Annotated in this window: 19 protein-coding genes and 1 pseudogene; 10 read left to right on the top strand and 10 right to left on the bottom strand. The window is 73.2% G+C overall.

Going from position 1 to position 24,233, the window contains the following annotated elements; all coding sequences use genetic code 11:
• Positions 1-102: 102 nt before the first annotated feature.
• From ACFYXE_RS28575 to ACFYXE_RS28560, 4 genes are read right to left on the bottom strand one after another with little or no spacing between them, the layout of a single operon-like run.
• Complete coding sequence (locus tag ACFYXE_RS28575; RefSeq protein WP_389317095.1) at positions 103-1,278, bottom strand: XdhC family protein; 1,176 nt, start codon at positions 1,276-1,278, stop codon at positions 103-105.
• On the bottom strand, positions 1,271-3,409 hold the full coding sequence (locus ACFYXE_RS28570) for a xanthine dehydrogenase family protein molybdopterin-binding subunit (RefSeq protein ID WP_389317091.1): 2,139 nt from the start codon (positions 3,407-3,409) through the stop codon (positions 1,271-1,273). The genes ACFYXE_RS28575 and ACFYXE_RS28570 overlap by 8 nt, the downstream gene beginning before the upstream one ends.
• Positions 3,406-4,398 (bottom strand): FAD binding domain-containing protein, encoded by a 993-nt coding sequence (locus ACFYXE_RS28565; protein ID WP_389317088.1) that lies wholly within the window; start codon positions 4,396-4,398, stop codon positions 3,406-3,408. The genes ACFYXE_RS28570 and ACFYXE_RS28565 overlap by 4 nt, the downstream gene beginning before the upstream one ends.
• Positions 4,395-4,937: a 2Fe-2S iron-sulfur cluster-binding protein gene (locus ACFYXE_RS28560; RefSeq protein ID WP_361180852.1), complete on the bottom strand. Its 543-nt coding sequence runs from the start codon at positions 4,935-4,937 to the stop codon at positions 4,395-4,397. The genes ACFYXE_RS28565 and ACFYXE_RS28560 overlap by 4 nt, the downstream gene beginning before the upstream one ends.
• A 235-nt stretch (positions 4,938-5,172) precedes the next feature.
• Between ACFYXE_RS28560 and ACFYXE_RS28555 the strand changes: the two genes are divergently transcribed.
• The gene (locus ACFYXE_RS28555; RefSeq protein WP_389317083.1) at positions 5,173-5,751 is read left to right on the top strand and encodes a TetR/AcrR family transcriptional regulator; all 579 of its coding nucleotides are present in this window, start codon (positions 5,173-5,175) and stop codon (positions 5,749-5,751) included.
• On the opposite strand, the gene ACFYXE_RS28550 is transcribed toward ACFYXE_RS28555, so the two are convergent.
• Positions 5,714-6,616 carry a DNA-binding protein gene (locus ACFYXE_RS28550; RefSeq protein ID WP_389317080.1) on the bottom strand — a complete coding sequence of 301 codons (903 nt, stop codon included), beginning with the start codon at positions 6,614-6,616 and terminating at the stop codon, positions 5,714-5,716. The genes ACFYXE_RS28555 and ACFYXE_RS28550 overlap by 38 nt on opposite strands.
• Positions 6,617-6,967: 351 nt before the next feature.
• On the opposite strand from ACFYXE_RS28550, the gene ACFYXE_RS28545 reads away from it, so the two are divergent.
• The 3 genes from ACFYXE_RS28545 (at position 6,968) to ACFYXE_RS28535 (ending at position 9,678) form a co-directional block, all read left to right on the top strand.
• Positions 6,968-7,663: a type 1 glutamine amidotransferase domain-containing protein gene (locus ACFYXE_RS28545; RefSeq protein WP_361181123.1), complete on the top strand. Its 696-nt coding sequence runs from the start codon at positions 6,968-6,970 to the stop codon at positions 7,661-7,663.
• 3 nt (positions 7,664-7,666) lie between these two features.
• Entirely contained in the window at positions 7,667-8,236 is a 570-nt protein-coding gene (locus ACFYXE_RS28540; protein ID WP_389317076.1) for a TetR/AcrR family transcriptional regulator, read from the top strand.
• Between the two features lie 89 nt (positions 8,237-8,325).
• Positions 8,326-9,678 (top strand): aldehyde dehydrogenase family protein, encoded by a 1,353-nt coding sequence (locus ACFYXE_RS28535; RefSeq protein ID WP_389317073.1) that lies wholly within the window; start codon positions 8,326-8,328, stop codon positions 9,676-9,678.
• On the opposite strand, the gene ACFYXE_RS28530 is transcribed toward ACFYXE_RS28535, so the two are convergent.
• The 4 genes from ACFYXE_RS28530 to katG form a co-directional block, all read right to left on the bottom strand.
• Positions 9,675-10,370, bottom strand: coding sequence for a M15 family metallopeptidase (locus tag ACFYXE_RS28530; RefSeq protein ID WP_389317070.1), 696 nt, complete (start codon positions 10,368-10,370; stop codon positions 9,675-9,677). The two genes, ACFYXE_RS28535 and ACFYXE_RS28530, sit on opposite strands and share 4 nt — an antisense overlap.
• Before the next feature lie 321 nt (positions 10,371-10,691).
• The gene (locus tag ACFYXE_RS28525) at positions 10,692-13,853 is read right to left on the bottom strand and encodes a BTAD domain-containing putative transcriptional regulator (RefSeq protein WP_389317067.1); all 3,162 of its coding nucleotides are present in this window, start codon (positions 13,851-13,853) and stop codon (positions 10,692-10,694) included.
• Between the two features lie 295 nt (positions 13,854-14,148).
• Entirely contained in the window at positions 14,149-15,513 is a 1,365-nt protein-coding gene (locus ACFYXE_RS28520; RefSeq protein WP_361168589.1) for an FAD-dependent oxidoreductase, read from the bottom strand.
• 303 nt (positions 15,514-15,816) lie between these two features.
• Positions 15,817-18,033 carry a catalase/peroxidase HPI gene (katG, locus tag ACFYXE_RS28515; protein ID WP_389317062.1) on the bottom strand — a complete coding sequence of 739 codons (2,217 nt, stop codon included), beginning with the start codon at positions 18,031-18,033 and terminating at the stop codon, positions 15,817-15,819.
• Between the two features lie 284 nt (positions 18,034-18,317).
• Between katG and ACFYXE_RS28510 the strand changes: the two are divergent.
• Positions 18,318-18,725, top strand: a pseudogene (locus ACFYXE_RS28510) (Fur family transcriptional regulator); the annotation flags it as partial.
• Positions 18,726-18,854: 129 nt separating this feature from the next.
• On the opposite strand, the gene ACFYXE_RS28505 reads toward ACFYXE_RS28510, so the two are convergent.
• Positions 18,855-19,280 (bottom strand): secondary thiamine-phosphate synthase enzyme YjbQ, encoded by a 426-nt coding sequence (locus ACFYXE_RS28505; RefSeq protein ID WP_361168596.1) that lies wholly within the window; start codon positions 19,278-19,280, stop codon positions 18,855-18,857.
• Positions 19,281-19,382: 102 nt separating this feature from the next.
• Between ACFYXE_RS28505 and ACFYXE_RS28500 the strand changes: the two genes are divergently transcribed.
• The 5 genes from ACFYXE_RS28500 (at position 19,383) to ACFYXE_RS28480 (ending at position 23,944) form a co-directional block, all read left to right on the top strand.
• A complete protein-coding gene (locus tag ACFYXE_RS28500; protein WP_355809829.1) occupies positions 19,383-19,466 on the top strand; it encodes a putative leader peptide in 84 nt (27 codons plus the stop codon).
• 316 nt (positions 19,467-19,782) lie between these two features.
• Entirely contained in the window at positions 19,783-20,697 is a 915-nt protein-coding gene (locus tag ACFYXE_RS28495; RefSeq protein ID WP_389317057.1) for an ABC transporter permease, read from the top strand.
• Entirely contained in the window at positions 20,670-21,467 is a 798-nt protein-coding gene (locus tag ACFYXE_RS28490) for an ABC transporter ATP-binding protein (RefSeq protein WP_389317054.1), read from the top strand. The genes ACFYXE_RS28495 and ACFYXE_RS28490 overlap by 28 nt, the downstream gene beginning before the upstream one ends.
• 219 nt (positions 21,468-21,686) lie before the next feature.
• Positions 21,687-22,733, top strand: coding sequence for an ABC transporter substrate-binding protein (locus tag ACFYXE_RS28485; protein ID WP_389317051.1), 1,047 nt, complete (start codon positions 21,687-21,689; stop codon positions 22,731-22,733).
• Positions 22,734-22,735: 2 nt separating this feature from the next.
• Positions 22,736-23,944, top strand: a complete 1,209-nt coding sequence (locus ACFYXE_RS28480; RefSeq protein ID WP_389317048.1) for an LLM class flavin-dependent oxidoreductase — start codon at positions 22,736-22,738, stop codon at positions 23,942-23,944.
• The last annotated feature ends 289 nt before the right edge of the window (positions 23,945-24,233 follow it).

Raw genomic sequence — 24,233 nt, 5'->3', positions numbered from 1 at the left:
CCCGGGGGTGCGCCTGACCGGGTGGCAACTCGGCTTTCCTTACGCCTTGTTGGACCTGCGCTCGATCCTCTTTCACCCCTGTGAACAGGAGTTCTCCCCCGTTCAGGCCACCGCGCCCGCCCGCGGGGAAGGGCCCTTCGGCCGGTCGTGGTGGATCGGCGTCCGGGCGCCCGTCAACGGCCGGCCGGTGCCGCCCTGCCGTGTCGCGACGATCTCCGCGGCGATGGACAGGGCGGTCTCCTCGGGGGTGCGTGCCCCGAGATCGAGGCCGATCGGCGAGCGGAGCGCGGCCAGTTCGTCCTCGGTGACGCCCACCTCGCGCAGCCTGCGGTTGCGGTCCTCGTGGGTGCGTCGCGAGCCCATCGCGCCGACGAACGCCACGGGCAGCCGCAGCGCCGCCGCGAGGAGCGGCACGTCGAACTTCGCGTCATGGGTGAGTACGCACAGCGCGGTGCGGCCGTCGGTGGCGGTGCGCCGGAGGTAGCGGTGCGGCCACTCGACCACGACCTCGTCGGCCTCCGGGAAGCGCGCCGGGGTGGCGAAGACCGGGCGGGCGTCGCAGACCGTCACGTGGTAACCCAGGAACTTGCCCGTGCGGACCAGCGCCGCCGCGAAGTCGACCGCCCCGAACACGATCATGCGGGGCGGCGGCACGCTCGACTCGACGAGCACCGTCACCGCGCTCCCGCAGTGCGCGCCGCTCTCCGAGACGACGAACTCCGCGGTGCGTCCGGCCGCCAGGAGGGCGCGGCTCTCGCCCACCGCGGTGCGGTCCAGCTCGGGGTGCCCGCCGAGCGTTCCCTCGTACGTGTCACCCGGCAGGGCGTCCCCGGGCCCGCCGGAGCTCACCACCAGGGGCCTGCCGAGGAGTTCGGCCGGGCCGCGGAACACCCGGGCCAGGGCGGCGGCCCCGCCGCTCGCGGCGCGGGACAGGGCGGCGGCGTACACCGCCCTGTCCGGCGCGTCCACGCTCACCGGCGCGACGAGGACCTCGATGACTCCGCCGCAGGTCAGACCGACCGCGAAGGCGTCCTCGTCGCTGTAGCCGAACCGTTCCACGGTGGCCTCGCCGTCCTGGAGGGCCTGGACGCACAGGTCGTACACCGCGCCCTCCACGCAGCCGCCGGAGACGGAGCCGATGACGGTGCCTTCGCCGTCCACGGCCATCGCGGCGCCGGGACCGCGCGGTGCGCTGCCGCCGACGGTGACGACGGTGGCGACGGCGAAGTCCCGGCCCTCCTCGACCCAGCGGTTCAGGTCCTCGGCGATGTCAAGCACGGGCGGCTTCCCCGTGCCCGGCCCCCGCGAGCAGGACCCGGTCGGGCCGGATCGGCAGGGTTCGGTGGCGGACGCCCGTCGCGTGCCAGACCGCGTTGGCGATCGCCGCCGCGGTGCCCACGATGCCGATCTCGCCGATGCCCTTGATGCCGACCGGGTCGTCCTCGTCGGGGTCCGCCACCCAGTCCGCCTCGATGTCCGGCACGTCGGCGTTCGCCGCGACGTGGTAGCCCGCGAGGTCCGGGCTCACCAGGCCGCCCGAGGCCTGGTCCCGGACCGCCTCCTCGTGCAGTGCCATGGACAGGCCCCACGTCATGCCGCCGACGAACTGGCTGCGCGCGGTGAGGGGGTTGACGATGCGGCCCGCGGCGAAGATGCCGAGCAGGCGCCGCACGCGCACCTCGCCGGTGGCGGTGTCCACGGCCACCTCGGCGAACTGCGCGCCGAAGGAGTGACGTTCCTTCTGGGAGAGCGCGGCGACGACCTCGTTGGTGTCGGCCCGCGCCGTGATGCCCTCCGGCGGGATCTGACCGCCGGGCACCAGCTTCTCCCGCAGCTCGCGCGCCGCGAGATTGATCGCCCAGCCCCAGGAGCGGGTGCCCATGGAACCGCCGGCGACCATCGCGGGGCCGAAGTCGCTGTCGGCGATGCGGACCCGCACCCGCTCCGGGGTCACCGCGAGGGCGTCCGCCGCGATGAGCGTGAGGGCGGTCCGAGCGCCGGTGCCGACGTCGGCGGCGGTGATGCGGACGGTGAAGGTGTCGTCGGCCTCCGCCGTCACGGCCGCCGAGCTCGGGGCGACGAGCACCGGGAAGGCGGACGCGGCCGTGCCGGTGCCGAGCAGCCAGCGGCCCTCGCGGCGCAGCCCGGGGCGCGGGTCGCGGTCCGCCCAGCCGAACCTGCGGGCACCCTCGTCGAAGCAGGCGAGCAGATTGCGGCTGCTGAAGGGCAGGCCCGACACGGGGCCCACGGCGGGTTCGTTGCGCACCCGCAGCGCGATCGGGTCCACGCCACACTTCTCGGCGAGCTCGTCGATCGCGGACTCCACGGCGAACGAGCCGGGCGCCTCGCCGGGGGCCCGCACATAGGTGGGGGTCGGCACGTCGAGGCGTACGACACGGCTGACGGTGTGGTGCGCGTCGGCCGCGTACATCGGTCGGCCGAACGCGGCGCTCGTCTCGACGAACTCGTGGACGGTCGAGGAGAGGTTGTGCCCCTGGTGGTCGAAGGCGAGCAGCCGTCCCTCGGGGTCGGCGCCCAGGCGGACGCGCTGCGCGGTCGGGCTGCGGTAGCCGGCGAGCGAGAACATCTGGCGGCGCGTCATGACGACGCGGACCGGCCGGTCGAGGGTGGTCGCCGCCATCACCGCGAGGATCTGGTGGATGCGCAGGCCCTTGGAGCCGAAGGCGCCGCCGACGTGCTCGGAGAGCACGCGCACCGAGGACGGGTCGAGCGAGAACAGCTTGGCCAGTTCGTCGGCCACCCAGGTGCTGCCCTGGTTGGAGTCGACGACCTCCAGGCGGCCGTTGTCCCAGCGGGCCGTCGCGGCGTGCGGCTCCATCGAGATGTGGTGCTCTTCGGGCGTGCTGTACTCGGCGTCCACGACGTGCGCGGACGCGGCGAGCTGCGCCTCCAGGTCGCCCTTCTCCGTACGCATCCCCTCGCCGTCCGGCGTGTACGTGCCCGGGCGTCCGGCGGAGAACGCGATGTCGTGCGGCTCCTGCTCGTAGTGCACCACCAGCGCCTCGGCGGCCTCCCTGGCCTGCTCGGACGTCTCGGCGACGACGAGGGCCACCGGCCAGCCCATGAAGGGCACCCGGTCGTGCTGGAAGGCCTCGGCGATCGGGTCGGGGCGGCCCAGCATGCCCACGTAGTCCGCGTCGACCCGCGGTGCGTTCCCGTGGTGCAGCACGGCCAGGACACCGGGCATCCGCAGGACGGGATCCGCCTCGATCTCGCGGACCCGGCCGCGGGCGATGGTGGACAGCACCAGCCAGCCGTGGGCGAGGTCGGCGAAGGGCAGTTCGCCGGCGTAGCGGGCCGCGCCGGTGACCTTGGCGACGCCCTCGATGCGGGTGTGCGACGTGCCGACGGCGCCCGTCACCGCGGTGGTTGCGGTGGTGGTGGTCATCGGGTGGCCTCCTCGGTCAGTTCGGTCAGCTGGGCCACCACGAGGTTGCGCGTGAGCGTCACCTTGTAGCCGTTGTGGGGCAGGGCGCGGGCGGCGGCCAGTTCGGCGTCGGCCGCGGCGGCGAACGCGTCGGCGTCCGCGGGTCCGCCGATGAGCGCCCGCTCGGCCTCGCGGGCGCGCCACGGCCGTGAGGCGACCGCGCCGAGGCCGATGCGCACGTCGTGGACGACGCCGTCCCGCACGTCGAGGGCGGCGGCGATCGAGCCGATGGCGAAGGCGTACGAGGCACGCTCGCGCACCTTGCGGTAGCGGGAGACGGCGGCGACCGGGGCGGGCGGCAGGGTGACGTGGGTGATCAGCGCGCCGGACGGCAGCGCGGTCTCCAGGTGCGGGGTGTCGCCCACGGGCAGGTAGAAGTCGGCGAACGGCAGCGCGCCGGGGCCTTCGGCCGACTCGTAGTGGACGACGGCGTCGAAGGCGGCGAGGGCCACGCCCATGTCCGAGGGGTGGACGGCGACGCAGTGCTCGGTGGCGCCGAGGATCGCGTGGTTGTGGTGCTCGCCCTCGACCGCCGGGCAGCCGGTCCCCGGTGCGCGCTTGTTGCAGGGCTTGGACAGGTCGGTGAAGTACCCGCAGCGGGTGCGCTGGAGGAGGTTCCCGCCGACCGTCGCCATGTTCCGCAGCTGGCCGGACGCGCCCGCGAGGACGGCCTGCGACAGCGCCGGGTAGTTACGGCGCACGTCGGGGTGGGCGGCGAGGTCGCTGTTGGTGACGGTCGCGCCGATGCGCAGCCCGCCGTCGTCGGTGGACTCGATCCGGTCCAGGGGCAGTTCGCGGACGTCGACGAGGAGCGCGGGCCGCTCCACGCCGCTCTTCATCAGGTCGACGAGGTTGGTGCCGCCGCCGAGGTAGCGGGCGTCGGGCTCGGTGCCGAGCACGGCGACCGCGCCCGGGACGTCGTACGCCCGCTGGTAGTCGAAGTCCCTCATACCGCTCCCTCTCCGGCCTGCGCCGCCTGGGCGACGGCCTGCACGATCGACACGTACGCGCCGCAGCGGCACAGGTTGCCGCTCATCCGCTCGCGGATCTCGTCGGCGGTGAGCTCGGGCACGCCCGCCTCGGGCCGCACGTCGGTGGTGGCCGCGCTGGGCCAGCCGTCCGCGTGTTCCTGGAGGGCGCCGAGCGCGGAACAGATCTGTCCCGGTGTGCAGTAGCCGCACTGGAAGCCGTCGAGGTCGAGGAAGGCCTGCTGCACCGGGTGCAGCCGGTCGCCCTCCGCGACGCCCTCGATGGTCGTGATCACTCGGCCCTCGGCCGCGACGGCGAGCTGGAGGCAGGAGACGGCGCGGCGGCCGTCGATCAGCACCGTGCAGGCCCCGCACTGGCCTTGGTCGCACCCCTTCTTGGTGCCGGTCAGGTCGAGCCGCTCGCGCAGCGCGTCGAGCAGGGTGGTGCGGTGGTCGACGGACAGTGTGTGCTTCTCGCCGTTGATGTTCAGGGTGACGGCACTGGACGTCGATGGAGCCATGAGCAGCCTTCTTTCGCGAATCGCGTCGATCGAGGCGGTCCCGGTGGAGATGATGGGACGAAAATGGCGCTGTACAGGAGAGGAGCGGTGGCGCTCGGGCGGCAGGGGTCCACAAGGAAAGGGTCTGCAGGTATGGTGACCCTAAGCGGACAGCTGTCCGTTAGTCGTCGAACTTAGCGGACAGTTGTCCGCTCAGCAAGGCACAACCAGGCCGCGATGCGCGGAAGGGGAGCGAATGGGCCACGACAAGACCGCGCCACTGCGCTCGGACGCGCAGCGCAACCGCGAGCGGATCCTCGAAGTCGCCCTGGTGGAGCTGACCCGCGCGAGCGACGCGCCGCTGAGCGCCATCGCCAAGAAGGCGGGCGTCGGGCAGGGCACCTTCTACCGGAACTTCCCCAACCGCGAGTCGCTCGTCCTGGAGGTGTACCGCTACGAGGTGCAGCAGGTCTCGGACGCCGCGTGCCAGCTGCTGGCCACCCGCACCCCCGACCGGGCGCTGCGCGAGTGGATGGACCGCCTCGTGCGGTACGCGATGGCCAAGGCGGGCCTGGCCGACGCGATCCGCAAGGCCACGAGCACGCTCGGCAGCCTCGCCGGGGTCGGCCCCGGCCCGCTGACCTCGGCCGTCACCGAGCTGCTGCGGGCGAACGAGGAGGCCGGGACCATTCGCCCCGGGGTGACGCCCGACGACTTCCTGCTCGCCATCGCGGGCCTCTGGCACATCGACCCGCACGGCGACTGGGAAGCCCGCGCCGGGCGCCTCATGGACCTCGTCATGGACGGGCTGCGGGCCGGCGCTCCCGGGCGCTGAGCAGCTCCAGGAGGTGGGCCCCGGCCTCGCGCACCGCGCCCGGGGCATCGGCCCGGCCCCGCAGCCGGAGGGCCGTGGCGCCCAGGGACTCCGCGGTTCGCGCCGAGGCGGTGTCCGCGATCCGGGGCGCGAGTTCCCCGACGAGCTGCTCGGCGTCGCGCCACGCCCCCGCGCCCGCGTACGCCGCGAGCAGGTGCGCCGCGAACAGGCCGCGGTAGGCGGGGCCCGCGGTGGCCGTGGCGGCCCGGTGCAGGAGCGGGACGGCGTGGCCCCAGTGCCGCAGTCTGGCCAGAACCCACCCCTGGTGCCCGAGGAGTTCCGTCTCGTCGATCCACCACGCCCAGGCGGGGTCCGTTCGCGACACGCCGTCCAGGAAGCGGCTCCGGGCTTGCGCGAGCAGATCGGTGGCGGCAGTGGCCCCGCCCAGCATGGCGACGGCGTGAGCCTGCCGGATCAGCACGAGCGTGCCCACCCTGGCCGGGAGCGGGCGCGGCCCCGGCACCCGTGACGCCGCCGCCAGGGCGGCTCGGGGGCGGTCGATGTGCGCCTGGAGCATGCTGTGGTTGAGCAGGGTGAGGCGGGCCGTCCAGCGGTCGCCGCAGAGCTCCGCGAGCGACAGCGCCCGCGCGTTCGCCCGGTGCGCCCGGCGGTGGCGGCCCGCGTCGAAGAGGATCCAGCCCGCCACCTCCGACAACTCGGCCAGCGCGGCGAGCAGTTCACCGTCCGCGGCGCACGGCGTCCCCTGCCCCGCGGACAGCTCGGGAACGCCGCGGAAGGCTTCGTCCACCGCGTGGACCGCGACGCGCGCACCGAGTCCGGCGTCGAGCGCCAGCAGGCGCCGCGTGGTGTCCAGGACCAAGGGCACCGCGGATGCCCGACCGGATCCGCACGCGACGAGGGGCGCGCGGCCGCACCCCGCACGACGCCGCCCGCCACCCACGCCCTGCTCCTGCCCCTGCCCCTGCCGTGCCACCCCGCTCCTCACACCCCCGCCGATCCCGCGGCCCAGTCTCCCCCGTCGGCGCGGCCCGCGCCGCCCGCCCGGGAGCCCCATCGGATTTCCGATACCTCCCATTGCTTTCCTCATTGGATACCTATGCCCGATCGGTCTACCTTCGGGACATGGCCGCGCTGACGTTCTGCCTCCAGAACGTCAGAGTGAACAGACCAGCGGTCCCGAGCCGGGACCCTCCCCCGGAGAACTGGAGAACACCGCATGTCGAAGATCCTTTTCGTGGTCACCGGCGTCGACCACTGGACGCTGGCCGACGGCACCCGCCACCCGTCCGGCTTCTGGGCCGAGGAGGCCGTCGCCCCCTACGAGGCGTTCAAGGCCGCCGGGCACGAGGTCGTCGTCGCCACCCCGGACGGCGTCGTCCCGACCGTCGACGGCGGCTCCCTCGCCCCCGAGGTCAACGGCGGCCAGGAGGGCGCCGACCGGGTGGCCGCGTCGCTCGCCGCGTTCACCGAGCTCAAGCACCCCGTCAAGCTGTCGGAGGTGCGCCTCGACGACTACGCCGCCGTCTTCTACCCCGGCGGACACGGCCCGATGGAGGACCTCGCCGTCGACCCGACGTCGGGCGCGCTGCTCACCGCCGCCCTGGCGTCCGGCAAGCCGCTCGGGATCGTCTGCCACGCGCCCGCCGCGCTGCTCGCCGCCGTCTCCGCCGACGGCACCCCCGCCTTCGCGGGCTACCGCCTGACCGGCTTCACCAATGCCGAGGAGACCCAGGCGGGCCTCGCCGACCGCGCCAAGTGGCTGCTCCAGGACCGCCTGGTGCAGGGCGGCGCGGACTTCCAGGAGGGCGAGCCCTGGGCCCCGTACGTGATCGTCGACCGCAATCTGGTCACCGGCCAGAACCCGGCGTCCTCCGCCCCCCTCGCGGCGGAGCTGCTCAAGAAGCTGGCCTGACCCATGGGCACCGACCGGCTCGACGAGGTCCTCGACGCCGCCTACGACTGCCTCACGCGGTACGGCGTGCGACGCACCACGATGGACGACATCGCCGCCTCGATGGGCGTGTCCCGGTCAGCGGTCTACCAGTACGTGCGCGGCAAGGACGACGCCTTCCGCAGGCTCGCCGGGCGCCTCCACGAGCAGGCGCTGCGGCGGGCCCGCGACGCGGCCACCGCGGACACGCCGTACGAGGTACGGCTGCACGGCGTCCTGGCCGCCAAGCTCGACCTGGTGCTCCAGCTGGCCGGGGACTCCCCGCACGCCGCGGAGCTGCTCGACGCCAGGGCCCGGGTGTTCGGCGACATCTGCACGTCGTTCACCACGGAGCTGCGCGCCCTGCTGACCGCCCTGTTCACCGAGGCGGGCACGGCGGCGGGGGTCACGCCGGCGCGGGCCGCCGACATCTGCGTCGCGCAGGTCGTCGGCCTGGAGACGGCACCCCGGCCCCGGGACCTGCTGGCCCCGGCCACCCGCGCCCTCGCCACCGGGCTGTTCGCGGCCGACGCCCGCCCGGACGACACGCCCTGACCCGGGCCCGGCACCCCCGGGCCCGACCCCGCCGGGCCCCGAACCACCCACACAGCACATCTGCACGGCACTTCCTGAGGACCACCCGCATGAGCACTGCCACGACCCCCGACGTCACCCCCGCCGAAGCGACTCCCGACCTGGTCGCCCGCCTGCGCGCCACCTTCGCCACCGGGCACACCAAGCCGCTCGCCTGGCGGCAGGAGCAGCTCACCCGCCTCCGCGCGCTGCTCACCGAGAACCGCGACGCCATCGCCGGCGCGCTCTACAGCGACCTGCGCAAGCCCGGCCCCGAGGCGAACGCCGTCGAGGTCGACTTCCCCGTGCGCGAGATCGACCACACCCTGGCCCACCTCACGCAGTGGCTCGCGCCCCAGCAGCTCGACCCGACCGCCCTGGCCGGGCTCCCCGAGGGCTCCACGGCCGGTACGCAGTACGAGCCGCTGGGCACCGTGCTGGTCATCGCGCCCTGGAACTACCCGGTACAGCTCTCCCTCGTACCGGTCGCCGGCGCCCTCGCCGCCGGGAACGCGGTCCTCCTCAAGCCGAGCGAACTGGCCCCGGCCACCTCGCGGTTGCTGGCCCGCCTCGTGCCCGCCTACCTCGACCCCGAGGCGGTCGCCGTCGTCGAGGGCGGCGTGCCGGAGACCACGGAACTGCTCGCCCAGCGCTTCGACCACATCTTCTACACGGGCAACGGCACGGTCGGCCGCATCGTGATGCGCGCCGCCGCCGAGCACCTGACGCCGGTCACCCTCGAACTGGGCGGAAAGTCGCCGGTGTTCGTGGACCGGGACACCGACGTGGCGGCGGTGGCCGCGCGCCTGGCCGACGCCAAGTTCCGCAACTCCGGGCAGACCTGCGTGGCGCCGGACTACGTCGTGACCGACCCGGCCACCGCCCGCGCCCTGGAGGTCGCCCTCGCCGAGGCCGTGGAGCGCCTCTTCGGGGACGACCCGCAGGCCTCCCCCGCGTACGGCCGCATGATCAACCAGCGGCACTTCGACCGGGTCGCCGCGCTGCTCGACTCCGGTACGACGGCGTTCGGCGGGCGGACCGACCGGGACGACGTCTACATCGCGCCGACCGTCCTGACCGGGGTGACCGGTGACGACCCCGTCATGCGCGAGGAGATCTTCGGCCCGGTGCTGCCCGTCGTCGAGGTCGAGGACCTGGACGAGGCGATCGCCTTCATCAACGACCGCGACAAGCCGCTCGCCCTCTACGGCTTCACCGAGAACGAGACGACCCGGCGCAGGCTCGCCGCCGAGACCTCGTCGGGCGGGCTCGGCTTCGGACTGCCGATGGCCCACCTCCGCGTCCCCGAGCTGCCGTTCGGCGGGGTCGGCGAGAGCGGCATGGGCAGCTACCACGGTCCGCACTCCCTCGCCACGTTCAGCCACCGCCGCGCCCGCCTCGACGTACCGCTGGGCTCGGCCTAGGGGGTGTCCGCGCCGGGCGAGTCGGCCAAGGCGCCCGGTCGGGCGAAGGGCACCGCCCCGTAGCGGGCCGTCGCCGCCCTGGTGGTGAGGGCCCAGTAGCGGTCGCCGTAGGACCAGTGCCACCACTCCGTGGGGTAGTTGACCAGGCCCGCCGTCGCCAGGGCGGCGGTGAGGGTGCGGCGGTTGCGGCGGGCCGTGGCGGAGAGCCCGGCGGTGTCCGTGTAGCAGGCGCCGTCGCTCTCCTCGGGGCTGGCGTTCACCGGTGTGCCCAGGTCGAGTTCGGTGCCGTCCGTGGTGCACAGGGTGATGTCGACGGCGGCGCCCGCGACGTGCGGGGCGATCTCCGGCGGGGCGAGCGAGCGGCTCGTCTGCCGGTGCAGGTGTTCGTCCGACCACTCGGGGTGGGACCTGCGCAGCTCGGCGGCGTACTCCTGGAAGTACTTGATCTGCAGGTCGAGAGGGCGGTAGCCCTCGGTGATGAGCAGACGCAGACCGTCGGGCAGCAGACGGGCGGCGCGGGCGAGCCGCCAGGTGACGCCCTCGCGCAGCTGGGCGTAGGCGCCCGCCGCGTCGGCCAGGCGGTCGTCGACGTCGACGAAGGGCAGGTGGCGCAGGTCGACGAGGACTTCGCCGCAGTCGTGCACGGGGATGTCGACGACGCGGGGATCGTTCATGAGGATGATCGGCGGCATGCGCGGCCCCTTCGCGACGGAGGTCTTCTCGGTGCCGGACGTCCTCGCGGCGGACACGGCTCCGGGGGCGGACCGCTGTCCGCCCCCGGAATCCCCCGGTCCTGCAGTGTCGCCACGCGACGTACGGCCCATACGGCCGACTCTCTCGGTCGTATGGGCCGTGTGTGCAACAGTGGCCTCTCCCCCGTCAGATCCTCCGTTGCCGTCGGCTCACTGCCTCGCCGACACGTACAGCGTGCCGGGTCCCGCTGCAATTTCTCTGTAAATCCACGGCAAGTGTGCCCGGGGCACGGCACGTTCGCGTACGGGGCGCCCGCCGTGTCAGATGCCGGGCTCGTGCCGTTCCCGCGCCTCGTAGGCGTGGAAGACGTGCCGCGCCTCGGCGCGCAGGGCATGGGCGGACTCCCCTTCCCCGGCGGCTTCGCGCGCCGCGGCGAGGTCACGCAGGGTGCGGGCGCGGGCCAGCGGCAGGTCCAGGGCCTGCCAGAGGTCGGCGGCCTCGGTGAGCCTGCGCCGGGCGGCCTCGATACGGCCTGCGGCGAGTTCGCACTCGCCGAGGGTGCGCAGCGCCAGCGCCTCGCCGAAGCGGTCGTGGTGCGCGCGGCAGGTCTCCAGGACCCCGCGGAGCTCGACGGCCGCCTCGCCCGGCCGGCCGAGCCGTAGGCGGCACTTGGCCCGGGCCTGCACCGCGTACGCCGACATCAGCCGGTCGCCGATGGCGCTGAGGAGGACCACCGCGCGGTCGGCGAGGCGCTCCGCGTCCGCGTAGGCGCCGAGGGCGCGGTGCACGAGGCTGAGCGAGCGCAGGGTCAACGCCTCGCCGCGGCGGCTGCCGAGCCTGCGGTAGGCCTGCAGGGACTCCCCGAGCAGGCCGAACGCCTCGTCGTGCTCGCCGAGTTCGAGGTGGACGGTGCCCGCGAAACGGCAGGAGAGCCCGAGGCCCGGGTCGTCGCGCAGGGTGCGGAATCCGTCGACGGCGCGTCCCAGCACGTCGAGTGCGGCGCGCAGGCGGCCCGCCTCGCGCAGGGCGCTGCCGAGACCGGCGAGCGCGGCGGCCCGGCCGCGCGCGTCACCGAGGTCCGCGCACAGGCCCGCCGCCTGCCGGAAGAACTCCTGCGACTCGGTGAACCGGTCCTGTTCGTAGCGGAGTTGACCGAGCCCGATCAGCAGCAGGGCCTCGCCGGAACGGTCCTCGGCACGGCGGGCGGCGGCCAGGGCGGCGTCGTGGCTGCGCCACCAGGCCTCGAAGCGGTTGCCCACCGCGTACGCGGACGAGCACAGGGCCGCCGCGGCCTCGCAGGCCAGGGCGTGCAGATCGTAGGCGGCGGCGCGCTCCACGGCGGCGGCGAACGCGTCGGCCTCGGCCTCGAACCAGGCCGCCGGGTCGGCGAGCGCCCGCCGCGTCGCCGCGGGCCCCACGGGCCGTACGTGGTGGCGCAGCGCACCGGGTTTCGCGGTGCCGGGGCCGCCCGAGTCGAGGAAGCCGCGGTGCAGTTCGACGGCGCCGGACGGGGTCGCGGAGGCGACCCGGCCGGTGAGCCAGAGCCCGGCGCCGAGCGCCCGGCCGACGGCGGCGGAGCGCTCGGCGGGGCTGTCCTCGGCCTCGGCGCGCTCGGCCGCGTAGACCCGGACGAGGTCGTGCGGCCGGTAGCGGGGCTGTCCCGCGCGGTCCACGAGCGTGCAGTGCAGGAGCTGGGCGTCGATGAGCTGCTCCACGACGCGCTCCGCGACGGCCTCGGACGCGTCGAGCAGCGCGGCGACCACCCAGGACGCGACATCGGGCGCGGCGAGCAGGCCCAGGCGGCGCAGCGCGGTCCGGCCGGGGCCGTCCAGGGCGCGGTAGCTCAGCCCGAGGCCCGCCCGGACCTCCAGGTCGCCGACGGAGAGCTCGTCCAGGCGGTGGCGCTCGTCGGCGAGCCGCTCGGCGAGGGTCCGCGCCGACCAGTGGCTGCGCGTGGCGAGGCGGGCGCCCGCGATGCGCAGGGCCAGCGGGAGCCCGCCGCACAGTTCGACGATGCGGCGGGCGGCGTGGGGGTCCTCGCGCACCCGCTGTTCTCCGGCGACGCGGGCCAGCAGGTCGGTGCCCGGCTCCGTGTCGAACACGTCGAGGTCGGTGCGGTGGGTGCAGGGCAGCGCGCCGAGCCGGGCACGCGCGGTGATCAGCACCCCGCAGGTGGCGCTGCCCGGGAGCAGCGGCCGCACCTGGGACTCGCTGCCCGCGTCGTCGAGGACGAGCAGCACGCGGCGCCCGGCGACGAGGCTGCGGAAGAGGTCTCTTCGCTCGGCGTCGCCCTCCGGCGGGTCGGCGCCGAGGGCGCGCAGCAGGCGGCCGAGCACCTCGCCGGGCGCCACGGGGTCGGTGGCGCCGCGCAGTTCGGCGTAGAGCTGTCCGTCGGGGTAGGCGTCGGCGGCGCGGTGGGCGGCGGCCACGCCGAGGACGGACTTGCCGACGCCGCCGGGTCCGGAGATGACGACGACGGGCACGGCCTGGCGCGGCCCTGGCCCGGTCAGGGCGGCGCGTACCTCGCTGAGCTGCACGTCGCGGCCGGTGAAGTCGCCGATGGCGGGCGGCAGGAGGGCGGGCGGCGGGCGGGTCGCCACCGGGGCGCTGTCGCGGTTGCGCGTGTGGTCGCGGGCGTGCGGGTCGCTGTCGCCGGGGTCCGGGCCGCCGGTGGGGCCGTTCGGGATGCTCCGGTCGGTGGTGGCCGCGGGGGCGGGGTCGCGTTCCGCGTCGGGCAGCAGTGCGGCGTCCGCGCGCAGGATGGCCTCCTGCATGGCCCGCAGGCCGGGCCCCGGGTCGAGGCCGAGCTCGTCGGCGAGCACGTCGCGTCCGTCGGCGTAGACCGCGAGGGCGTCGGCCTGGCGGCCCAGCCGGTAGAGGGCGAGCATGAGCTGGCCGCGCAGCCGCTCGCGGGTGGGGTGCGTGGCGACCAGGGCGGTGAGTTCGCCGACCAGTTCCGTCTCGCGGCCCGCGTGGGCGAGGTCGGCGGCGATCCGCTCCTCCAGGGCCGCCTGCCGGGCCTCTTCCAGCTGGTCGGCCATGGCCCGCAGGGTCTCGCCGATGCCGCCGAGCGCGGGACCGCGCCACAGCGCGAGGGCCTCGCTCAGCAGCCGGGCCGCGGCCCCGTGGTCGCCCGCGGCCGCCGCCTGCCGACCGCGGGCGGTGAGTTGCTCGAACGCGGCGCGGTCGACGAGGTCGGCGTCCGCGTGGATCAGATAGCCGGGCGGCTGTGTCTCGATCACGTCGGCGGACAGCGCGCGGCGGAGCGCGGAGACGTACGACTGGATCAGCGATCGTGCGGTGTCGGGCGGCCGGTCGCCCCAGATCACGTCGATGAGCGCCTCGGCGGAGACGACGCGTCCCGGCTGGAGGAGCAGGGCGGCCAGCAGCGCCCGGGGTTTGGGCCCGCCGAGAGCCAGGCGCCGGCCCGCGCGCCATGCCTCGACCGGCCCCAGTAAGCGGTAGTGCATGTCCGTGTTCACGCCCAGCTCCATGGGTCCTTGCCCCGCACCGCCCCCGTCCCCTGATCCCCGGTCCCGGCCCGGTCTCCGCGAGCCCCGGCCGCGCTCCTCGATCGACTGGTCACTCTACGTCGGCGGGCGGTCAACCCGCCTGCGTACGCGGGGAATCAGGCCAGCTCGACGGGCGGGCGCGGCAGGGGGCGCACGCGGGCGTGGACGGCCCGGAAAACGCCGGGTCGCCGGCCCCGGTGCCCTCGGGCACCGCGACCGACGACCTGGAACCGACGGCGGAATGTCGCCCTGGAGGCGGGGCGGGTCAGGCGCCGCTGGCCTTCAGCATGTCCTCGCGCTCGACGATCTTCACGCGCTCGCGGCCGTGCGGTTCGCCCAGCGCCTTCTCGGCGGCGTCGAGCCGGTACCAGCCGTCCCAGGTGGTGAAGCGGACGTCGCGCTCGCCGAGGAAAGCGTCGACGGCCTCCGGCTCGGGCGCGGCGGGCGTGTGCAGCCGGCCGTTCTCGCGGTCGTCGAGGAGGCTGGCGACGGTCTCGTTGGCGTCGCCCTTGGTGTGACCGATGAGGCCGACGGGGCCGCGCCGGATCCAGCCGGTGACGTACGTCGACCGGAGGTGCTCGCCGCTCTCCTCGATGACACGGCCCGCCTGGTCGGGGACCGTGCCGGACGCGACGTCCCAGGGCAGCTTGGGCAGCTCGTCGGAGAGGTAGCCGACGGCGCGGTAGACGGCGCCGAGGTCCCAGTCCTTGAACTCGCCGGTGCCCTTGACGTTGCCGGTGCCGTCGAGGGCGGTGCGCTCGGTGCGCAGGCCGACGACCTTGCCGTCCTCGCCGAGGATCTCGACGGGCGACTCGAAGAAGTGCAGGAACAGCTTGTGCGGCCGGTCGCCGACGTCGCGGATCGCCCAGTTCTCCAGGGTCTTGGCGACCATGTCGGCCTGCTTGTTGCCGCGCCGGGTGGCGATCGAGCCGTCGTCGTAGTCGATGTCCTCGGGGTCGACGATGACCTCGATGTTCGGGGAGTGGTCGAGCTCCCGCAGCTCCATGGGGCTGAACTTCGCCTGGGCGGGACCGCGGCGGCCGAAGACGTGGACCTCCAGGGCCTTGTTGGCCTTGAGGCCCTCGTGGACGTTGGCCGGGATCTCGGTGGGCAGCAGCTCCTCGGCGGTCTTGGCGAGGATGCGGGCGACGTCGAGGGCGACGTTGCCGACGCCGAGGACGGCGACCTTCTCGGCCTCCAGCGGCCAGGTCCGCGGCACGTCCGGGTGGCCGTCGTACCAGGAGACGAAGTCGGCGGCTCCGTACGAGCCGTCGAGGTCGATGCCGGGTATGGCGAGCGCGCGGTCGGCCGTGGCGCCCGTGGAGAAGATCACCCCGTCGTAGAAGGTGCGCAGGTCGTCCAGGCTGATGTCGCGCGGGTAGTCGACGTTCCCGAAGAGGCGGATCTGGGGCTTGTCGAGCACCTGGTGCAGGGCCGTGATGATGCCCTTGATCCGCGGGTGGTCGGGGGCGACGCCGTAGCGGATGAGGCCGAAGGGCGCCGGCATCCGCTCGAACAGGTCGATCGACACACCCGGCTCGACCGCCACTGCGGACTTGAGCAGCGCGTCGGCGGCGTAGATTCCGGCGGGGCCGGCTCCGACAATGGCTACCCGCAGAGGGCGAGGCATGTTGAGGTTCCCTTCGAGCGGTGATGGAGTGACTCGAGGGAAAGCCTAAACTAAGGCAAGCCTAAGTAAGTAGGCGGGTCCGCTTTATGACCCCATAAGGCCGCCTTATGAGTGCACACGCGCGACGAAGACACCGCACGCCCGACGATCATCTCATCCCACGGGCCGTCCCAGGGGTGCTCCCCCACCCGCGCAAGCAGTCGGCCGGGGGCGGGAACCGACGACGCCGCTCCGCGCGCGGGGCGCGGAGCGGCGTCGTTCATGGGACCGGGCATGGGACCGGGCCGAGGGCCCGGCCGGACATCAGACCAGGTCGAACCGGTCAAGGTCCATGACCTTGGACCACGCGGCGGCGAAGTCCTTCACGAACTTCTCCTTCGCGTCGTCGCTCGCGTAGACCTCGGCGACGGCACGCAGCTCGGAGTTCGAGCCGAAGACCAGGTCCGCGCGGGTACCGGTCCACTTGACCGCGCCGGAGCCGTCACGGGCCTCGAACTCGTCCTGGGCCTCGGACGTCGACTTCCACGTCGTGTCCAGGTCGAGCAGGTTGACGAAGAAGTCGTTCGTCAGCGTGCCCGGGCGGTCGGTGAGGACGCCGTGCTTGGACTGGGCGTGGTTGGCGCCGAGGACGCGCAGGCCGCCGACGAGGACCGTCAGCTCGGGCGCGCTCAGGGTGAGCAGGTTTCCCTTGTCGAGCAGCAGGTACTCGGCGGGCAGGCGGTTGCCCTTGCCCACGTAGTTGCGGAAGCCGTCGGCCGTCGGCTCCAGCGCGGCGAACGACTCGACGTCCGTCTGCTCCTGCGCGGCGTCGACGCGGCCCGGCGAGAAGGCCACCTCGACCGGGACGCCGCCGTCCTTGGCCGCCTGCTCGACGGCCGCCGTGCCCGCGAGCACGATCAGGTCGGCGAGGGAGACCTGCTTGCCGCCCTTGGCGTTGAAGGACTCCTGGATGCCCTCGAGGGTGCGGAGCACCGTCGCGAGCTCGTCCGGGTTGTTGACCTCCCAGCTGCGCTGCGGCTCCAGGCGCAGGCGGGCGCCGTTGGCACCGCCGCGCTTGTCGCTGCCGCGGAAGGAGGAGGCCGCCGCCCACGCGGCCGACACGAGCTGCGCGACCGTGAGGTCCGAGCCGAGGATCTGCTCCTTGAGCGCGGCGACGTCGGCGGCACCGATCAGCTCACCCTGACGGGCGGGCAGCGGGTCCTGCCACAGCAGCTCCTCCGAGGGGACCTCGGGGCCGAGGTAGCGGACGACCGGGCCCATGTCGCGGTGCGTCAGCTTGTACCAGGCGCGGGCGAAGGCGTCCGCGAACTCCTCGGGGTTCTCGTAGAAGCGCCGCGAGATCGGCTCGTAGATCGGGTCGAAGCGCAGCGACAGGTCGGTGGTGAGCATCGTCGGACGGTGCTTCTTCGACGGGTCGAAGGCGTCCGGGATGATCGCCTCGGCGTCCTTGGCCACCCACTGGTGGGCGCCGGCCGGGCTCTTCGAGAGCTCGTAGTCGTACTCGAAGAGGTTCTTGAAGAAGAGGTTGCTCCACTGGGTGGGCTTCTCGGTCCAGGTGACCTCGAGGCCGGACGTGATCGCGTCCTTGCCGACACCGGTGTTGTACGTGCTCTTCCAGCCGAGGCCGAGCTGCTCCATCGGGGCGGCCTCGGGGTCGTTGCCCACGTTGTCCGCGGGACCGGCGCCGTGGGTCTTGCCGAAGGTGTGGCCACCGGCGATGAGCGCGACGGTCTCCTCGTCGTTCATCGCCATGCGCAGGAACGTCTCGCGGATGTCGCGGGCGGCGGCGACCGGGTCGGGGTTGCCGTTGGGGCCCTCCGGGTTGACGTAGATCAGGCCCATCTGGACGGCGCCGAGGGGGTTCTCCAGCTCGCGGTCGCCCGTGTAGCGCGCGTCGCCGAGCCACTCGGTCTCGGGGCCCCAGTACACGTCCTCCTCGGGCTCCCACACGTCCTCGCGGCCGCCGGCGAACCCGAAGGTCTTGAAGCCCATCGTCTCCAGGGCGACGTTCCCGGTGAGGACCATGAGGTCGGCCCAGGAGATGTTCTTGCCGTACTTCTTCTTCACGGGCCACAGCAGGCGGCGGGCCTTGTCCAGGCTCGCGTTGTCCGGCCAGCTGTTGAGCGGGGCGAAGCGCTGCTGACCGGCACCGGCGCCGCCGCGGCCGTCACTGATGCGGTACGTGCCCGCGCTGTGCCAGGCCATGCGGATCATCAGCGGCCCGTAGTTGCCGAAGTCGGCGGGCCACCAGTCCTGCGAGGTGGTGAGCACCTCGGCGATGTCCCGCTTGAGGGCGGGCAGGTCGAGGGAGTTGAACGCCTCGGCGTAGTCGAACTCGTCGCCGAGCGGGTTGGCCACGGCCGGGTTCTTGGCGAGGATCTTCAGGTTCAGCCGATCCGGCCACCATTGCCGGTTGCCGCCGCCCTGCGTGGGGTGCGGCGCACGCCCGTGCGCGACCGGGCAGCCCTCTGCCTCCGCCGGCTCGGGGTCGGTGACGATCGCGTCGTGGTTCTCAGTCATGGGATTCCTTCCGGAGGGGGCGGATCGCTGTGCTCAAGAGCTGAGGGTGGTGGAACAGTCGAGGTTCGGGCCCCCGTGCGGCGGAACCTGGAGACGGGGTCGAATCGACCCTTCTCCTGACATCACGTGCAGTTCGCTACAAGTCACGTATTGTTCCCTGCTGTTGCCCTGACCCTTGGCTGTCAGCCGGAACCGATCCTACGATGGACGAAATCCAAGTCAATACGACAGACAGGTGCGCACGGATTCAATCTCCGGACCAAGCACAGTGAGGGCTGGTGGTCATGAGTGACCTGCTGCAACGACTGCGCGGCCGCGGCTGGCGGCTGACCGCCCAGCGCCGCGTGGTCGCCGAGGTGCTCGACGGCGAACACGTCCACCTGACCGCCGACGAGGTCCTCGCCCGGGCCGTCGTCCGACTGCCGGAGATCTCCCGGGCCACGGTGTACAACACGCTCGGCGAACTCGTCTCGCTCGGCGAGGTGAGCGAGGTGACCACCGACGGCCGCGCCATGCGCTACGACCCGAACGGCCACCGCCCGCACCAGCACCTGGTCTGCTCGGGCTGCGGCACCATCCGGGACGTACGCCCCGACGGCGACCCGCTGGCCGACCTGCCACACACCGAGCGGTACGGGTTCACGGTGGCGGCGGCCGTCATGACGTATCGGGGGGTGTGCCCGGACTGCGCCGCGGGACGCGCGGCGGGCGCGGGCCGGGGGCCGACGGGGAAGCCGGGGGCCGCGGGCCCCGACGGCTTCGCGGGCAAGAACCCACCGGATGAATAGGGCGGGATGAACAGGGGCGGGAGCCCCGGTTCATCAGCCGCCGAGGAACGACAGCCGTACCTTCCGGTCCGGGTTGTCGCGGTTCGTGTCGACCAAGCAGACCGACTGCCACGTCCCCAGCTCCAGGCTGCCGCCGACGACGGGCAGCGTCGCGTGGGGCGGGACCAGGGCGGGCAGCACGTGGTCGCGGCCGTGTCCCGGGCTGCCGTGGCGGTGCTGCCAGCGGTCGTCCGCGGGGAGCAGGGCGTGCAGCGTGGCGAGCAGGTCGTCGTCGCTGCCCGCGCCCGTCTCCAGGACGGCGATGCCCGCCGTGGCATGCGGCACGAAGACGTTGAGGAGGCCGTCGCGGCCGCCCGCCGCCTCGCGGAGGAAGGCCTCGCACTCGGAGGTGAGGTCGACGACCACCTCACTCGTACCGGTGGTGACCTGAAGGACTCGGGTGGTGAACGCATCGGACATACCCCCATCCTCCCCCACCGCGCCTCCCATTCACTGATACGGGGAGTCCGCCCTTCGAGACGCCATTGACCGTGTGTGCGCGATCTGGCTACGTTCTGCCGCATGTTGCGTTCAGCCCTGCTCACCACGCGCGGTCACATCGACCTGCTGCGGGTGGCCTCGTCCGCGTGTCGCCGCGGCTGCTGACGCCCTTTCACCGCTTTCGGTTCCTGCCCCGCTCCGGCGTCCGCCGGTAGCCGCCGGGCGCCCTCCGCGCGTATCCGCGGACGCCTCCCCGCATCCGCGGACGATCGTGGCGCTTCGTTCGACCGCTCTCGTGCATCCGTAGACCGCTTCCGCCCCTCCTCCGGCCTTACGCACCTCCGCAGACGTACGAGCAGCCCTACGCACCTCTCCAGACGTACGAGCACCTGATCCGCAGGCCCGATCCCGCACCCCGCTCCCGCTCCCGGTTCCGCCGGTGGCCCCGCCCCTCCGTCCTCCCCTCCCGCCATGGAGCGCCATGAGCATCAGCCATGCCCCACCGCATGACTCGACGACCGACATATCCGGTATATCGAAATCCAGTACCGGCCGGTCCGGCACCGCGGTCGACTCGGGGGCCGCCACCGGACCCGAACTCGAAGCCCTCGTCCCCTCCTCCCGCCGCCGCGCCCGCGTCCCGCGCTGGCTGCGCCGCACCTCCGGGCCGCTCGCCCTGCTCGCGCTCTGGCAGGTCCTGAGCGCCACCGGCGTCCTGACCAGCGACGTCCTCGCCTCCCCCGGGACCATCGCGCAGGTCGCCGGGGATCTCATCAGGGACGGCTCGCTGCCGAACGCCATGGGCGTCTCGCTGCAGCGCGTCGCCCTCGGGCTGCTCTTCGGCACCGTCGTCGGCACCGGCCTCGCCCTCGTCTCCGGGCTCTTCCGCATCGGCGAGGACCTCGTGGACGCCAGCGTCCAGATGCTGCGCACCGTCCCCTTCGTCGGCCTGATCCCGCTGTTCATCATCTGGTTCGGCATCGGCGAGACACCGAAGATCGCCATCATCACGCTCGGCGTCTCCTTCCCGCTCTACCTGAACGTGTACGCCGGAATCCGCGGCGTGGACGCGCAGTTGATCGAGGCCGGCGAGTCGCTCGGCCTCTCGCGGTGGGGCCTGGTGCGGCACGTCATCCTGCCCGGCGCGCTGCCCGGGGCGATGACGGGACTGCGGTACTCGCTGGGCATCTCCTGGCTCGCCCTCGTCTTCGCCGAGCAGGTCAACGCCGACGCGGGCATCGGCTTCCTCATGGTCCAGGCCCGCGACTTCCTGCGCACCGACGTGATCGTCGTCTGCCTCGTCGTCTACGCCTTCCTCGGCCTGACCGCCGACTTCGTCGTCCGAACCCTCGAAAGGCTGCTGCTGCAATGGCGACCGACATTCACCGGCCGGTGACCGCGACCGGACCCGACACGGCAGCCGGGGCAGCCTCAGGCGGCAAGGACGCCACGCCGTCCGCCGTCCGCGTCGACGGCCTCACCCGCAGCTTCGACGGGCGCGCCGTCATCGACGACCTCCACCTCGACGTGCGCCCGGGCGAGTTCGTGGCGCTGCTCGGCCGCAGCGGCTGCGGCAAGTCGACGCTGCTGCGCATCCTGGCCGGGCTCGACCGGGACATCGAGGGCACGGTGCTCGTGCCCCGCCGCAAGGCCGTCGCGTTCCAGGCACCCCGCCTCATGCCGTGGAAGCGGGTGTGGCGCAACGTCCTGCTCGGGCTGCCCGGCAAGCCGGACCGGGAGGTCGCGGAGCGGGCGCTGGCCGAGGTGGGCCTCAAGCACCGCACCAACGCCTGGCCGAAGACGCTCTCCGGCGGCGAGGCCCAGCGCGCCTCGCTGGCCCGCGCCCTGGTCCGCGAACCCGATCTGCTGCTGCTCGACGAGCCGTTCGGCGCGCTCGACGCGCTCACCCGCATCAAGGCACAGCGGCTCGTCGACGAGCTCTGGCAGCGGCGCGGCTGCGCGGTGCTCCTCGTCACGCACGACGTCGAGGAGGCGGTCCTGCTCGCCGACCGGGTGCTCGTCATGGACGAGGGCGTCATCGCGTACGAGACACAGGTCGATCTGGAGCGGCCGCGCGACATCACCGACCCCCGGTTCGCCGAGCTGCGCGCGGAGTTGCTGCAGCGGCTCGGCGTGGAGGCGTCCGCGGAGGCCTCCACCGTCTGAAGGGCCTCCGCGGCCGAAGGGCCTCCGCGGCCCCGAACCGCCCCGGCCGGTCGCCCTCCGCTCTCCCCCTCCCTCTCATCCCCGTCCCGCCGCTCTTCCCTTCCCTGTCCCGCCTCGCCACCCCCCATTTGTCCCCGTCCCGCCTCGCCACCCCCATCCGTCCCCGTCCCGCCACCCCATCCGTCCCCGCCCCGACCGATCGAACCGAACGGAACCGTCATGCGACGACCACGCCACGCGTCCGCGCTCCTGCTGCTCCCCCTGGCCCTGCTGCTCGCCGCCTGCTCCGGCACCTCGTCCGCGGGGACCTCGATCGGCGGCGGGGGCGGCGACACCGACGGCAAGGGGTCGCTCACCCTCAACGTCGGCGACCAGAAGGGCGGTTCGGAGGCCGTGCTGCGCGCCGCCGGTGAGCTCGACGACCTGGACTACAAGATCCGCTGGTCCACCTTCACCTCGGGGCCTCCGCTCCTCGAGGCCATCAACGCCAAGGCCGTCGACGTCGGCGGAATCGGCAACACCCCGCCCGTCTTCGCGGCGGGCGCCGGTTCGAAGATCTCCGTGGTGGCCGCGACCCACGGCACGGCGAACGGCGACGCGATCCTCGTACCCGACGGCTCGCCGTTGAAGAAGCCGCAGGAGCTCAAGGGCAAGTCCGTTGCCGTGGCGCAGGGTTCGTCCGCGCACTTCCAGCTCATCGCGTCGCTGCGGAAGGCCGGGCTCGACTTCAAGGACATCAAGGTCAAGTACCTCCAGCCGGCCGACGCACTGGCCGCGTTCACCAGCGGCAAGGTGGACGCCTGGGCCGTGTGGGACCCGTACACCTCGCAGGTCCTGCACAGCAAGAAGGGCCGGGTCCTGACCGACGGCGACGGCCTGGTGAACGGCCTCGCGTTCCAGGCCGCGGCGCCCGGAGCGCTCAAGGACAAGAAGAAGGCCGCCGCGGTCGCCGACTACCTGGAGCGGCTGCGCAAGGCGCAGGACTGGGTCTACAAGCACCCCGAGGCCTGGGCGAAGGTCTGGGCGAAGGACACCGGCCTGCCCTACGAGGTCGCCCTGGACGCGGTCAAGCGCACCAACGGCACCCGCGTCCCGGTGGCCGTGGACAAGAACGTCATCACCTCCGAGCAGGAGATCGCCGACACCTTCACCGAGCTGAAACTCATCCCGCGCCGCATCGACTTCGGCGACTTCGTCGACACCCGTTTCAACGGCGACCTGCCGCCCTCCACCACCGAGCCCCGCACGTACCGCAAGGAGTCCTGACCATGACCGTCCACCTGCACTGGTTCCTGCCGACCGGCGGCGACGGCCGCACCCTCGTGGACCGGCACGCCTACACGGACGGCGGCATCACCCGCTCCCGGGTCACGCCCGTGAGCGGTGTGCGCGCGCCCGACATCGAGTACCTCGCACAGATCGCCAAGGCCGCCGAGGGACTGGGCTTCGAGGCCGTGCTCACGCCGACCGGCACGTGGTGCGAGGACGCCTGGCTGACCACGGTCGCCCTCGCCCAGCACACCGAACGGCTCAAGTTCCTGGTGGCGTTCCGGCCCGGTGTCATCTCCCCGGTCCTCGCCGCGCAGATGGCGGCGACGTATCAGCGCATCACGCGCGGCCGGCTCCTGCTGAACGTCGTGACGGGCGGCGACTCCACCGAACAGCGGCGCTTCGGCGACAGCTTGGACCACGACCGCCGCTACGCCCGCACCGACGAGTTCCTCTCCGTCGTACGCGGCGTGTGGGGCGGCAAGCCGTTCGACTTCGCCGGCGAGCACTTCCAGGTCGAGGGCGGACTGACCGCGCTGCCGCCGGACCCGCTGCCGGAGATCTTCTTCGGCGGCTCCTCACCGGCCGCGGGGCCGGTCGCGGCCCGGCACACGGACGTGTACCTGACGTGGGGCGAGCCGCCCGAGCAGGTGAAGCAGAAGATCGACTGGATCCGCGGGCTCGCCGAGAAGGAGGGCCGCACGGTCCGCTTCGGCATCCGGCTGCACACCATCTCCCGCGACTCGGCCTCCGAGGCGTGGACGACGGCGAACCGGCTGCTCGACGATCTCGACCCGGACACCATCGCCGCGGCCCAAGAGGCCCTGGGGCGCAGTGAGTCGGTGGGTCAGCAGCGGATGCTGGCGCTGCACGGCGGCTCCCGCGACAAGCTGGAGATCTCGCCCAACCTGTGGGCGGGCGTCGGCCTGGTGCGCGGCGGCGCGGGCACCGCGCTCGTCGGCAGCCATGCCGACGTGGCCGACCGCATCGAGGAGTACCACACGCTGGGCGTCGAGCACTTCGTGCTGTCCGGCTACCCGCACCTGGAAGAGGCGTACTGGTTCGGGGAGGGCGTCATCCCCGACCTGGCGGCGCGCGGTCTGCTGCCCCGGGTTCCCGCGTCCCCGCTCTCCGGGGTTCCCGCGTCCAACGGCCGTCCGGCCTCCGCGCCGGGCGGCGCCCCGCTGCTCGTCGGCGGGGGACGCTGAGGCGTACGGTTCCGGGCAGGCCCTCTGCCCGGAACCGGCCCCCATGCCGTATGTAGCGGCCCATTGATGAACAGCATGGTGAATGCACCCTGATAAGCGGAAACGCCATATGAGTTGACCGACAGGTCCGTCACAAGGCGTGACCCGCGGTCCGGCACAAGGTGTGACCTGTGGTCCAGGTCACACCAACAGCTGTAAAAGATCTTGAAGTGGCATATCCACATCACTGTTTCCCTGTGACACGATGCCAATGCGTTGGCACCGGCCACCCCACCGGGTGGCGGCAGTA

The sequence above is a fragment of the Streptomyces sp. NPDC002564 genome (assembly GCF_042889645.1).
Classification (GTDB): Bacteria; Actinomycetota; Actinomycetes; order Streptomycetales; family Streptomycetaceae; genus Streptomyces.
Note: the sequence above shows the minus strand (reverse complement) of the source record. Positions and strands in the feature narration are given on the sequence as shown.

Bases quoted from the DNA above. Each gene is read 5' to 3' on its own strand.
- ACFYXE_RS28540 (WP_389317076.1), top strand. From the start codon at position 7,667: ATGGGCACCGACCGGCTCGACGAGGTCCTCGACGCCGCCTACGACTGC.
- ACFYXE_RS28490 (WP_389317054.1), top strand. From the start codon at position 20,670: ATGGCGACCGACATTCACCGGCCGGTGACCGCGACCGGACCCGACACG.
- ACFYXE_RS28505 (WP_361168596.1), bottom strand. From the start codon at position 19,280: ATGTCCGATGCGTTCACCACCCGAGTCCTTCAGGTCACCACCGGTACG.
- ACFYXE_RS28530 (WP_389317070.1), bottom strand. From the start codon at position 10,370: ATGCCGCCGATCATCCTCATGAACGATCCCCGCGTCGTCGACATCCCC.
- ACFYXE_RS28535 (WP_389317073.1), top strand. From the start codon at position 8,326: ATGAGCACTGCCACGACCCCCGACGTCACCCCCGCCGAAGCGACTCCC.
- ACFYXE_RS28500 (WP_355809829.1), top strand. From the start codon at position 19,383: ATGTTGCGTTCAGCCCTGCTCACCACGCGCGGTCACATCGACCTGCTG.
- ACFYXE_RS28495 (WP_389317057.1), top strand. From the start codon at position 19,783: ATGAGCATCAGCCATGCCCCACCGCATGACTCGACGACCGACATATCC.
- ACFYXE_RS28555 (WP_389317083.1), top strand. From the start codon at position 5,173: ATGGGCCACGACAAGACCGCGCCACTGCGCTCGGACGCGCAGCGCAAC.
- ACFYXE_RS28560 (WP_361180852.1), bottom strand. From the start codon at position 4,937: ATGGCTCCATCGACGTCCAGTGCCGTCACCCTGAACATCAACGGCGAG.
- ACFYXE_RS28565 (WP_389317088.1), bottom strand. From the start codon at position 4,398: ATGAGGGACTTCGACTACCAGCGGGCGTACGACGTCCCGGGCGCGGTC.
- ACFYXE_RS28545 (WP_361181123.1), top strand. From the start codon at position 6,968: ATGTCGAAGATCCTTTTCGTGGTCACCGGCGTCGACCACTGGACGCTG.
- katG (WP_389317062.1), bottom strand. From the start codon at position 18,033: ATGACTGAGAACCACGACGCGATCGTCACCGACCCCGAGCCGGCGGAG.
- ACFYXE_RS28485 (WP_389317051.1), top strand. From the start codon at position 21,687: ATGCGACGACCACGCCACGCGTCCGCGCTCCTGCTGCTCCCCCTGGCC.
- ACFYXE_RS28520 (WP_361168589.1), bottom strand. From the start codon at position 15,513: ATGCCTCGCCCTCTGCGGGTAGCCATTGTCGGAGCCGGCCCCGCCGGA.
- ACFYXE_RS28570 (WP_389317091.1), bottom strand. From the start codon at position 3,409: ATGACCACCACCACCGCAACCACCGCGGTGACGGGCGCCGTCGGCACG.
- ACFYXE_RS28480 (WP_389317048.1), top strand. From the start codon at position 22,736: ATGACCGTCCACCTGCACTGGTTCCTGCCGACCGGCGGCGACGGCCGC.